This window comes from Rhodosalinus sp., assembly GCF_046542825.1.
Classification (GTDB): domain Bacteria; phylum Pseudomonadota; class Alphaproteobacteria; order Rhodobacterales; family Rhodobacteraceae; genus Rhodosalinus.
Genome location: NZ_JBKHAQ010000014.1, coordinates 1 through 11,710 on the forward strand (window position 1 = coordinate 1; position 11,710 = coordinate 11,710).

General features: G+C 71.3%; 9 protein-coding genes and 2 pseudogenes. 8 read left to right on the forward strand and 3 right to left on the reverse strand.

What is annotated here, in order from left to right:
• A pseudogene (locus tag ACLFOB_RS03385) lies at nt 1-963 on the reverse strand (hypothetical protein); the annotation flags it as partial.
• A 266-nt stretch (nt 964-1,229) separates the two neighbouring features.
• Between ACLFOB_RS03385 and trpD the strand changes: the two are divergent.
• The 5 genes from trpD (at nt 1,230) to lexA (ending at nt 5,516) form a co-directional block, all read left to right on the forward strand.
• Nucleotides 1,230-2,252 carry an anthranilate phosphoribosyltransferase gene (gene trpD, locus ACLFOB_RS03390; RefSeq protein ID WP_410918009.1) on the forward strand — a complete coding sequence of 341 codons (1,023 nt, stop codon included), beginning with the start codon at nt 1,230-1,232 and terminating at the stop codon, nt 2,250-2,252.
• The gene (gene trpC / locus ACLFOB_RS03395) at nt 2,249-3,061 is read left to right on the forward strand and encodes an indole-3-glycerol phosphate synthase TrpC (RefSeq protein WP_410918008.1); all 813 of its coding nucleotides are present in this window, start codon (nt 2,249-2,251) and stop codon (nt 3,059-3,061) included. Before trpD ends, trpC begins: the two co-directional genes overlap by 4 nt.
• An 8-nt stretch (nt 3,062-3,069) precedes the next feature.
• Nucleotides 3,070-3,546, forward strand: coding sequence for a cyclic pyranopterin monophosphate synthase MoaC (moaC, locus tag ACLFOB_RS03400; RefSeq protein ID WP_410918007.1), 477 nt, complete (start codon nt 3,070-3,072; stop codon nt 3,544-3,546).
• Nucleotides 3,543-4,724 (forward strand): gephyrin-like molybdotransferase Glp, encoded by a 1,182-nt coding sequence (gene glp, locus ACLFOB_RS03405; protein ID WP_410924874.1) that lies wholly within the window; start codon nt 3,543-3,545, stop codon nt 4,722-4,724. Before moaC ends, glp begins: the two co-directional genes overlap by 4 nt.
• Nucleotides 4,725-4,808: 84 nt before the next feature.
• Nucleotides 4,809-5,516 carry a transcriptional repressor LexA gene (lexA, locus tag ACLFOB_RS03410; RefSeq protein ID WP_410924876.1) on the forward strand — a complete coding sequence of 236 codons (708 nt, stop codon included), beginning with the start codon at nt 4,809-4,811 and terminating at the stop codon, nt 5,514-5,516.
• Between the two features lie 4 nt (nt 5,517-5,520).
• Here lexA and ACLFOB_RS03415 read toward each other — a convergent pair whose 3' ends face one another.
• Nucleotides 5,521-7,572, reverse strand: a complete 2,052-nt coding sequence (locus ACLFOB_RS03415) for a ComEC/Rec2 family competence protein (RefSeq protein WP_410924878.1) — start codon at nt 7,570-7,572, stop codon at nt 5,521-5,523.
• Between the two features lie 162 nt (nt 7,573-7,734).
• On the opposite strand from ACLFOB_RS03415, the gene gltX reads away from it, so the two are divergent.
• From gltX to ACLFOB_RS03430, 3 genes and pseudogenes are all read left to right on the forward strand, one after another.
• Nucleotides 7,735-9,144, forward strand: coding sequence for a glutamate--tRNA ligase (gltX, locus tag ACLFOB_RS03420; RefSeq protein ID WP_410924879.1), 1,410 nt, complete (start codon nt 7,735-7,737; stop codon nt 9,142-9,144).
• 82 nt (nt 9,145-9,226) lie between these two features.
• Complete coding sequence (gene gltA / locus ACLFOB_RS03425; protein ID WP_410916080.1) at nt 9,227-10,522, forward strand: citrate synthase; 1,296 nt, start codon at nt 9,227-9,229, stop codon at nt 10,520-10,522.
• 293 nt (nt 10,523-10,815) lie between these two features.
• A pseudogene (locus ACLFOB_RS03430) lies at nt 10,816-10,890 on the forward strand (oxidase); the annotation flags it as partial.
• 43 nt (nt 10,891-10,933) lie between these two features.
• Here the strand turns inward: ACLFOB_RS03430 and ACLFOB_RS03435 are convergent.
• Nucleotides 10,934-11,710: an enoyl-CoA hydratase-related protein gene (locus tag ACLFOB_RS03435; RefSeq protein WP_410916079.1), complete on the reverse strand. Its 777-nt coding sequence runs from the start codon at nt 11,708-11,710 to the stop codon at nt 10,934-10,936.

The following is an 11,710-nucleotide window of genomic DNA, read 5'->3' on the forward strand; positions in this document are numbered from 1 at the left end:
TGCGGCCTCGGTGCCGGGCGGCCGAGGGGCATCGCCCGCGTCCCCGGGGCGCGACACGGCGCCAGACTCCGGATCGCCCAGAGCCACATCCGCACTGTCCGAGGCGCCCGGCGGGACGGCGATCCTGTCGTCGGACAGGTCGGTGTCCGGCGCCTCGGCGGCCCGGCGCGCGGCATCGTCCAGTGCCGCGGGCGCATCGGGATCCAGTGCCGCGGTGCCCGGTGGCGCGCCGGGCCGTTCGGGCCCCTCCGGCGCCGGTCGCGCCGGCACCCCGGGCGATCTGCCGGTGCCTGCCGGCGCGTCAAGGCCGGCGAGATCCTCGCCGGTCTCCCTGGCGGGCTGCGCCGGCGTGGCGGGTCGCGCGGGCCCGGCCTCTGCCCCGGGCGCCTGCGGGGCATCCCCGGCGGCCCCGGTGCGCGGCCCGGCGCTTGCATCCGAAGGGCCCGCCGTGACACCCGCGCCCTCTGCGGCGGCGGCCGGGGGCGACATCCCGTCTGCGGGGGCGCCCGTCTCGGGCACCTCGGCCGCGCGGCGGGCGGCATCCTCCAGCGCGGCGGGGTCATCCGGCGCCGGCGCGTCGGCCCGCGGCGCGTCCTCGGGCGCGTCGGGAAGCGCCTCGGCGGAAGGCAACTCGGCCGGGCGATCCTCCCGCGCCGCCTCGAACAGCGATCCCGCCGGCGCGGAGAGATCCGTCCCGGCCTCCGCGCCCGTGGGCGCGCGCCGCTCTTCGGCCGGGGTGTCCCCGCCCGGGTCGGACGGTGCAGCCTGCGTATCCTCGTCGGCCTCCGCCTGCGCGGGCGCGCCGGCCGTTCCACCCACGGACCGCGCCGCGTCCGGATCCCCTGCCCGCTCGGCAGGCGCCCCGCGTTCGGGCGGCGGCCCTGCGACAAAGGCGAGACCGGCGGCCCCCAGCGCGACGACCGCCGCGCCAACGATGAAACCTGAGACTGCCCCGCGTGCCACTGCCTGCGTCCTCTTGCCCGTTGTGCCCCTGTCGCGGCCCTGCCCCGGCCGCCGCCTGCCCCCCTTGACGGTGTTGCGCAAGCCTGAGCATGTATAGCGCGACAGGGGCGTTCCCCTCCACCCCTTCGTGCAGACGGGCCGCACATGCTGCTGCAGTTCCACAACTGGGTCGTTCTCTCGTCGGCAGGCGCCCGCAACCGGGGCGGGCGGGGCTGCGGCACCTGCGGTCTTGGTCCGCATCGCGTCTCCGCCTGCGCCGCCGCCGGATGACCGAAAGCCTCAAGCCGCTGATCGGCCTCGCGGCCGAGCGTCCGCTGACCGTGGCCGAGGCCGAGGGCGCCTTTCGCTGCCTCTTCGAGGGCGAGGCCACGCCGGCGCAGATGGGCGGCTTCCTGATGGCCCTGCGCACGCGGGGCGAAACGGTGGACGAATACGCAGCCGCCGCGGCCGTGATGCGCGCCAAGTGCCACCGGGTGGCGGCGCCGGCGGGCGCGATGGACATCGTGGGCACCGGCGGCGATGGCAAGGGCACGCTGAACATCTCGACCGCCGCCGCCTTCGTCGTGGCAGCTGCCGGCGTGCCGGTCGCCAAGCACGGCAACCGCAACCTCAGCTCGAAATCCGGCGCGGCGGACGCGCTGTCGCAGATGGGCGTGAACGTGATGGTGCACGCCCCCGTGGTCGAGCGCGCGCTGGCAGAGGTCGGCATCGGCTTCATGATGGCGCCGATGCACCACCCCGCGATGGCGCACGTCGGCCCGGTGCGGGCCGAGCTTGGCACGCGCACGATCTTCAACATCCTGGGCCCGCTCACCAATCCGGCGGGCGTGGCGCGCCAGCTCACCGGCGCCTTCTCGGCCGCGCTTCTGCGCCCGATGGCCGAGACGCTGAAGCGCCTGGGATCCGAGCGCGCCTGGCTCGTGCACGGCGGCGACGGCACCGACGAGATCAGCATCGCCGGGCCCACGCGGCTGGTCGCGCTCGAGGAAGACGGCAGCATCGAGGAACGCGAGCTGCACCCCGAGGACTTCGGCCTTGCCCCGCAGCCCTTCGAGTCGATCCTTGGCGGCACGCCCGCGGAGAACGCGTCCGCGTTTCGCGCGTTGCTAGCCGGAGCGCCCTCTGCCTACCGCGACGCGGTGCTGCTGAACGCCGCGGCGGCGCTGATCGTCGCGGGGCGGGCTGGGGATGCCGCCGAAGGCGTTGCGATGGCCGCCGAAAGCATCGACAGCGGAGCGGCGCTCGGCAAGGTCGAGGCGCTCGCCCGCATCACGAAGGAAGCCAAATGACCGATACCGTTCTGGACCGCATCGCCGCCTACAAGCTCGAGGAGATTGCCGCCTGCAAGGCCGCGAAGCCGCTCGAGGAAGTCGATGCGGAAGCGCGCGCCGCGCCCGCGGTTCGCTCCTTTGCAGAGGCGTTGTTGCAGGCGTCCAAGACGGGCTACGGGCTGATCGCGGAAATCAAGAAGGCCTCGCCGTCAAAGGGGCTGATCCGCGATCCCTTCGACCCGGCCGAGCTGGCCGCAGCCTACGAGGCCGGCGGCGCCGCCTGTCTTTCGGTGCTGACCGACGCGCCGAGCTTCCAGGGATCGAAATCCGACCTGACCGAGGCGCGCGGGGCCTGTTCGCTGCCCGTCCTGCGCAAGGATTTCCTCTACGATCCCTATCAGGTGGCCGAGGCCCGCGCGCTGGGGGCGGACTGCATCCTGATCATCATGGCCGCCGTGTCGGACGCGCAGGCCGCCGAGCTGGAAGCCGCGGCGCAGGACTGGGGCATGGACGCGCTGATCGAGGTGCATGACGATGCGGACCTCGAACGCGCGGCGAAGCTTTCCTCGCGCCTGCTGGGGATCAACAACCGCGACCTCAGGACCTTCGAGACCTCGCTCGACGTGACCCGCAAACTGGTGCGCCATGTGCCTGCCGACCGTATCGTGGTGTCTGAAAGCGGCCTTGCCACGGCGGACGACCTGGCCGACATCGCGCGCTACGGCACGCGCTGCTTCCTGATCGGCGAAAGCCTGATGCGGGCCGAGGACGTGACGCAGGCGACAAGGGACCTGCTGGCGCGGCCCCTGATGCCCGGAGGGATGTAAGGCGCGCGATGCCCAGGCTGACCCATTTCGACGAGGCCGGCGCGGCGCGCATGGTCGACGTCTCGGACAAGCCCGAGACCGACCGCATCGCGCGCGCGGAGGCCTGGGTGCGCATGGCGCCCGAGACACTCGCGCTGATCGAGGAGGGCCGCGCGAAGAAAGGCGACGTTGCGGGCGTGGCGCGGCTGGCCGGGATCATGGGCGCGAAACGCACCGCCGATCTGATTCCGCTCTGCCATCCCCTGCCGCTGTCGTCGGTCACGCTGGACGTCGTGCCGGACCGTGACCTTCCCGGCCTGCGGCTGACCGCGACGGCCAGGACGACGGGACGCACCGGCGTCGAGATGGAGGCGCTGACCGCCGCCTCGGTCGCCGCGCTCACCGTCTACGACATGCTCAAGGCCGCCGACCGCGCGATGGAGATCGGCGGCCTGCGCGTGGTGCTCAAGGACGGCGGCAAGTCCGGCCGTTACGAGGCGCAATGATCTCCGTCGCCGAGGCGCTGGAACGGCTCTTCGCGCTGGTCGCGCCGCTGGAGCCCGAGACCGTGCCGCTGCGCGTCGCCGCGGGCCGCGTGCTGGCCGAGGACGCGACAGCCCTGCGCGACCAGCCCCCCTTTCCCGCCTCGGCCATGGACGGCTACGCCGTGCGCGGCGACGCGGTGGCGCCGGGCGCACGCTTCACCGTGATCGGAGAGGCGCCCGCCGGCCGCCGTTTCGCGGGCCGCGTGGGGTCCGGCGAGGCGGTGCGCATCTTCACCGGCGCGCCGATGCCCGAGGGCACCGACCGCGTCGTGATCCAGGAGGACGTGACGCGCGAGGGCGACATGGCCACTGTAACCGGCACGCCGGGCCCCGGCCCGCACGTCCGCCCCGCGGGTGCGGATTTTCGCGCGGGCGACCGGGTGGCCGCCCCGCGCCGGCTGTCGGCGGCCGATCTGGCCCTGCTGGCCGCGATGAACCTGCCGGAGGTCCGGGTGACGCGCCGGCCGTCGGTCGCGATCCTGTCCACCGGCGACGAGCTGGTGATGCCGGGCGAGGCCCCCGGCGACGATCAGATCGTGGCCTCCAACGTCTTCGCGCTTGCCGCGCTGCTCGAGGCCGAGGGGGCCGAGGCGCGCATCCTGCCCATCGCGCGCGACACCGAAAGCTCGCTGCGCGCCGGGCTGCAGCTGGCCCAGGGCGCGGACCTGATCCTGACGGTGGGCGGCGCCTCGGTCGGCGACCATGATCTCGTGGCGCCGGTCGCCGCGGCACTGGGGATGGACACGGCCTTCTACAAGGTGGCGATGCGCCCGGGAAAGCCCCTGATGGCGGGGCGGCTTGGGGCGTCGGCGATGATCGGGCTGCCGGGCAACCCGGTCTCGGCCATCGTCTGCGGCACGGTCTTCGTGGCGCCGGTGATCCGCAAGATGCTGGGCCTCGGCGCCGCGCCGGCACCGCGCCTGACCGCCCCCCTCGCCCGCGACATCGCGGCCAACGGCCCGCGCGAGCACTACATGCGCGCCCGCCTCGGGCCCGAGGGCCTCGAGCCCTTCGCCAGCCAGGACAGCGCGCTGCTGTCGCTGATGGCCGAGGCCGACGCGCTGCTGATCCGCCCACCCTCCGACGGGCCGCGCGCTGCGGGCGAGACGGTCGAATACCTGCCGCTGCCGCGCCCCTGACAGCACTCGTTGGGGATAAGCTTGACACAAAACGGGAACATGGGTAGAACATACCACAATCGAGGGTATCGGAGAGCACGGCCCATGCTGACCCGCAAGCAACTGGACCTCCTGCGCTTCATCAACGAGCGTGTGCAGCGCGACGGCGTCCCGCCCAGTTTCGACGAGATGAAGGAGGCGCTGGACCTGCGCTCGAAGTCCGGCATCCACCGGCTGATCACCGCGCTGGAAGAGCGCGGCTTCATCCGCCGCCTCGCCCACCGGGCCCGCGCCATCGAGATCGTGAAGCTGCCCGATAGTCTCGGACCGAAGGCGCAGGGCGGGCTGCGCGTGATCGAGGGCGACCGCGGCGCGAAGCCACGCGGCGCCCGCGCCCTGCCCGCCAGGGCGGATGTGCCGGCCGGCAGCGTCACCGAACTGCCGCTGCTGGGCCGGATCGCCGCCGGCACGCCGATCGAGGCCATAGCAGACGAAAACCCGCAGATCGCCGTGCCGGGCGCCATGCTGGCCGCCCAGGGCCGGCACTACGCGCTCGAGGTCAAGGGCGATTCGATGATCGAGGCTGGGATCAACGACGGTGATGTCGTGGTGATCCGGGAGACGTCCGATGCGCAGACCGGCGACATCGTCGTCGCGCAGGTGGAGGGGTATGAGGCCACGCTCAAGCGCTTCAGGCGCAAGGGCGAGATGATCCTGCTGGAGGCCGCGAACCCGGCCTACGAGACGCGCGTGCTTCCGCGCGGCAGCGTGAAGGTGCAGGGCAAACTCGTGGGCCTGATCCGCATGTACTGACGGCTCAGCGCCCGGAAGCCTCCAGCGCCGCAAGCCGTTCCGGCACGCCCCCCGCCCCGGCCGGGCTCCACAGCCGTCGCCCTTCGCGCAGCGTCGCGCTTTCGATCCGCACTCCCGCCTCGCCGGGGTAGAGCGCGAGACTGCCCGCGCCCTCCATCCTTGCCGCGTCTATCAGCAGGCAGGGCTGCGACGGGCCCTCGTAACGTTCGGTCAGCACGACGATCTCGCCCGGCGCGCAGCCGTCGAATCCCGCCACCCCGCGCTTGCTCCAGAGATGGCGCACCGGCCCGGCGTCTGGCCAGCGCGCGGCGGCCACCGCGCGCTCCGCCGCGTCACCGTCGTTCTCCAGCCAGACCGCGGCGGCGAATCCGGCACCGCGCGTCTTGCTGAGCGCGCGCCCCTCCTCCGTCATCACGCCGACCAAAGCGCCCCCTTCGGCGATCAGGATCGGCGGCCGCTCGGCCCCGGCCCAGAGCACGAGCGAGAGCGCGACCGGCGCGGCGCCCGCCCAGCGGGCGCGCCCCTGCCAGAGCATGACGAAGAGCGCGCCCACGGCCATCAGCGTCAGCACCACGCCGGGCGGCGCCGGGATAGGGCGCACCGCGCCCTCCAGCCCCGCGGCCCAATCCGCCACGCCAAGCATCCAGTCGAGCCCCAGCCCCATGACCCAGAGCGGCCATGCCTCCAGCCCCAGCGGCATCACCACCGCGGCGAGAACGCCGGCGGGGATGACCACCGTGCCCATCAGGGGAACGGACGCGAGGTTGGCGATCAGCCCGTAATGCGCGAACTGGTTGAAATGCGCCGCCGCGACCGGCGCTGTGGCCAGTCCCGCGACAGCAGAGGAGACGACGACCGCAGTCACAGGCCGCGTCCAGCGCGGCAATGCCGGAAGGTCGGCGTCGCGCAATGCGGCGAAGACCGCGACCAGCGCGGTCGTGGCGGCGAAGGACATCTGGAATCCGGGGCCCAGCAGCGCCTCCGGCTGCCAGGCGAGGATGATGAGCGCGGCCAGCGCGACGGCGCGCAGGCTGAAGGCGCGGCGGTCCAGCATCACCGCAACGAGCGCCACCGCCGCCATGACGAAGGCGCGCTCGGTCGCCACGTTGCCGCCCGAAAGGACAAGGTAGCCGGCCGCGGCGATCAACGCGCCGCCCGCCGCAATCTTCTTGGCCGGCAGGCGCGGACCCACGCGCGGCAGCAGCACCAGCCCCAGCCGGAGCACGGCAAAGACGAAGCCGGCCAGAAGCCCCATGTGCAGGCCCGAGATCGCCAGCAGATGCGCGAGGTTCGAGTCGCGCAAATCCTCGATGGTGGCAAGGCTCATCCCCGAGCGGTCGCCCGACAGGACGGCGGCGGCGAAGGCCCCCGCCTCTCCCGGCAAGGCCGCCTGCACGCGCGCCGACAGCCCCATGCGCGCGCGGGTGACGACAAGTTCGGCCCCCTCCGGCGGGGCCAGCAGCAGGACAGGCGTGCGCGCGTAGCCCACCGCGCCCAACCCCTGGAACCAGGCATGGCGGCGAAAGTCGAAGCCGCCGGGCTCTACCGGCCCCTGCGGCGGCGAGAGCCAGGCGGTCAGGATCGCGGTGGCCCCCGCGGGCGGCACGCGCTCCGCCGCCTCGCCATGCAGCGAGACGCGCACCCGGCCCGGCAGGCGCGCGGGATCGGTGCGTTCCAGAACCACCCGGTCGAGCGTCAGGCGTATGGCGTCCGAGGCGGAGCGGTCGATGGCGACCACGCGCCCCTCGATCGGACCGTAGTAGCGGAAGTCCAGCACCGGCGCGGCAACCAAATGCGCGCGCCCGCCCGCCAGCGCGAGCCCGGCGGCCACGAGCGCGGGCAGCCAGAGAAGCGGCGCCAGTGCGGGGCCGAGGCGCACCGCAAACCCACCTGCGGCCAGCGCCCCGACCCCGGCCGCAACGAGTGTCCATGGCGCCGGCTCGACCGGCAGGGCGAAATAGAGGCCGATGCCGCAGGCCAGCACGACCGGTGCCCAGGGAAAGAGATGACCCTGCTGGCGCAGCAGCACCCGCCAGAGCGCGCCGTCCTCTTCCATGCGCCTTGCCTCCGCCGGCACGACCGGCCGGGCTGCACATAGACCGTGCAAGGTTAACCGACGGTTAAGGGCCGCCCTGCGCCTTGTCCTGCGCAGCGCCCGCCGCTAGACAGGCGCCGCGTCCCGCGCGCCCCGCCTGACGACAAGGAGAAAATGCGCCGCATGACAGCCGAGGTCGTCACCCGCTTCGCCCCGTCGCCCACGGGATTCCTGCATATCGGCGGGGCACGCACCGCGCTCTTCAACTGGCTCTTCGCGCGCGGGCGCGGCGGGCGCTTCCTGCTCCGGATCGAGGACACGGACCGCGCGCGCTCGACCCCCGAGGCCACGCAGGCGATCCTCGACGGGCTCGACTGGCTGGGCCTCGACCACGACGGCGAGGCGGTGAGCCAGGCGGCGCGCGCGGACCGTCACGCCGCGGTCGCGCGGCAGATGCTGGCCGAGGGCACCGCCTACAAGTGCTTCGCCACGCAGGAGGAAATCGACGCCTTCCGCGAGGCGGCACGGGCCGAGGGGCGCTCGACCCTCTACCGCAGCCCGTGGCGCGACACCGACCCGGCGACGCACCCGGATGCTCCCTTTGTGATCCGGCTGAAGGCCCCGCGCGAGGGCGAGACGGTGATCGCGGACGCGGTGCAGGGCAATGTCACCATCCGCAACGATCAGCTTGACGACATGGTGCTGCTGCGCTCGGACGGCAGCCCGGTCTACATGCTGGCCGTCGTTGTGGACGATCACGACATGGGCGTGACGCATGTGATCCGGGGCGACGATCACCTCAACAACGCGGCGCGACAGATGCAGATCTATCGCGCGATGGGCTGGGAGGTGCCGGTCTGGGCGCATATTCCGCTGATCCACGGGCCGGACGGCAAGAAGCTGAGCAAGCGCCACGGCGCGGTGTCGCTGACCGAATACCGCGACATGGGCTATCCGGCGGCGGCGATGCGCAACTACCTTGCCCGCCTGGGGTGGAGCCACGGCGACCAGGAGGTCTTCTCCGACGCGGAACTCAAGTCGCTGTTCACGCTGGAGGGAATCAACAAGGCGCCTGCACGGCTCGACATGAAGAAGCTCGACAGCATCAGCGGGCGCAATATCGCGGCGGCGGAAGATGCTGCGCTGCTGCATGAGCTCAAGGAATTCATGGCCGCGACCGGGCGCCCGCCGCTCTCCGACCCGCAGGAACGGATGATGCTGGCGGCCATGCCGCAGCTCAAGGAGCGCGCAAAAACCTTCGTGGAACTCCTTGAAAAGGCAAATTTTCTCCTCGCGCAGCGCCCGATCGAACGAGACGAAAAGGCCGCGCAGGCACTTGACACTGTATCCCGCGGTATACTGTCGGAATTGACGCCGCAGCTGCGAAATGCTAGCTGGACGCGCGACGCGCTCGAGGCGGTCGCGACCCGGGCCGCAGAAGAGAACGGCATCAAGTTCGGCAAGCTGGCGGCGCCGCTGCGCGCCGCGCTCGCGGGCCGGACGGTCAGCCCGAGCGTCTTCGACATGATGCTGGTGCTGGGACGGGAGGAAACCCTGGCGCGGCTCGAAGAGGCCGCGGCGGGCAGGGACTGAAGGGGCCGGTGCGCCGGCCCGCGGTTTCGGGAATCAATCGCCCGGGCGTGCGCGCCACGGGCCCGAGAACGAGGGTATCCAAATGCCTGACAGCACCAAGTCGGCCAAGCTGACCATCGACGGCGACAGCTACGAGTTGCCGATGTTCAGCCCGACCGCAGGGCCCGACGTGATCGACATCCGCAAGCTCTATGCGCAGGCGGGCGTGTTCACCTACGATCCCGGCTACACCTCCACCGCGTCCTGCGACTCGACCATAACCTTCATCGACGGGGACAAGGGCGAACTGCTGCACCGCGGCTACCCGATCGACCAGCTGGCGGAAAAGTCGCATTACCTGGAGGTGTGCTACCTGCTGCTTTACGGCGAGCTGCCCTCTGCCGCGCAGCTCGAGGATTTCGAAAACCGCGTCACAATGCACACCATGCTGCATGAGCAGATGCAGAACTTCTTCCGTGGCTTCCGCCGTGACGCGCATCCGATGGCCATCATGGTCGGCGTGGTGGGCGCGATGTCGGCCTTCTACCACGACTCGACGGATATTTCGGACCCGTGGCAGCGCGAGGTCGCCTCGATCCGGCTGATCGCCAAGATGCCGACGATCGCCGCCTGGGCCTACAAGTATTCCATCGGCCAGCCCTTCGTCTATCCGCGCAACGATCTCGACTACGCGTCGAACTTCCTGCGGATGTGCTTTGCCGTGCCGGCCGAGGAGTATCAGGTCAACCCGATCCTCAGCCGTGCGATGGACCGCATCTTCACCCTGCACGCGGACCACGAACAGAATGCCTCGACCTCGACGGTGCGGCTGGCCTCGTCCTCGGGGGCCAATCCCTTCGCCTGCATCGCAGCCGGCATCGCCTGTCTCTGGGGGCCCGCGCACGGCGGCGCGAACCAGGCCTGCCTGGAGATGCTCAAGCAGATCGGCGAGGTCGAGAACATCCCCGACTACATCGAGCGCGCGAAGGACAAGAACGACCCCTTCCGCCTGATGGGCTTCGGCCACCGGGTCTACAAGAACTTCGACCCGCGCGCGAAGGTGATGAAGCAGTCGGCCGACGAGGTGCTGGAGCTTCTGGGCGTGGAGAACAACAAGATCCTCCAGGTCGCCAAGGAACTGGAACGCATCGCGCTGTCCGACGACTACTTCGCCGAAAAGAAGCTCTTTCCCAACGTCGACTTCTACTCGGGCATCATCCTCGAGGCGATGGGCTTCCCCACCTCGATGTTCACACCGATCTTCGCGGTGTCGCGCACCGTGGGCTGGATCAGCCAGTGGAAGGAAATGATCGCCGACCCGCAGATGAAGATCGGCCGCCCGCGGCAGCTTTACCTCGGGGCGACCGAGCGGGACTACGTCGACATCGAGAACCGCTGAGGCACTGACACGCCACCGCGGGCGGCGGAACGCAGAAACGGGACGCGGCGTCGAGGCCGCGCCCCGTTTCGTTTCATGGCCCCGTTTCCTTGCATGGTGCAGCGCCTCGCCGTATGTGTCGAAGGCTGCGCCCCGGGGCCGGGCGATCCTGTCCTTCCAGTCAGGACCAGGGCTGCACGGGGAGGCGGATAGAACAGCCTCACCGCCTCGACCGCTTGCAGGCGGACGTGCTGCCGCTGAACATAGGGCACAGGGGCGCGCACGATCGCACGGCCCTCCGCGGGGTGAAGCTCATGCGCCTCTCCGCCGACCGATGCCTTGCGAAGCGCCACGGCCACCGCGCCGTGGTGCAGGAAACGATCGCGGCTGTGGCCGGCATGGTGCGCAGCCTGCTGCAACACCTCAGGCGCCTCAGCGCCCTTCGTATTTCGCGGGGCGCTTTTCCAGGAAGGCGACGACACCCTCCTGGAAATCGCGGGTCTTGCCACACTGGCCCTGCAACTGCGCCTCCAGCATCAGCTGGTCTTCGAGCCCGGCCTCGAAGGCGCCACGGATCGCCTGCCGCACGGCATTGTAGGCCCGCGTCGGGCCCTGGGCCAGATGCGCGGCCCGCTTGCGCCAATGCGCATCGAAGGCATCGTCCTCAACCGCCTCCCAGATCATGCCCCAGGCATCGGCCTGCCGCGCGCTGATCCGCTCAGCGAAAAGTGCAGCCCCCATCGCCTTGGCAAGACCGATCTGCCGCGGCAGCAGCCATGTGCCGCCCGCGTCCGGGATCAGGCCGATGCGGGTGAAGGCCTGCATGAAATAGGCGCTCTCGGTGGCGATCACCACGTCGGCCGCCAGTGCAAGGTTCGCCCCCGCCCCCGCCGCAGCCCCGTTGACCGCAGAGACCACCGGCACCGGGCAGTCGTAGATCGCGCGCAGCATCGGCACGTATTCATCGCGCAGGATGCGCTCGAGGTCCATGTTGGCCGCGTCCTGCTCGTCGCCCAGGTCCTGGCCGGAACAGAAGGCGCGCCCCTCTCCGGTCAGCACGACGACGCGAGCGCCCTCGCCGGCCATGCGCACGGCATGGCCGATCTCGGCCCGCATCTGCGTGTTCATCGCGTTCATCACGTCGGGGCGGTTCAGCCGCACCACCGCGATGTCCTCGGCGATCTCCAGCGTGATGGTCTGATACTCCAT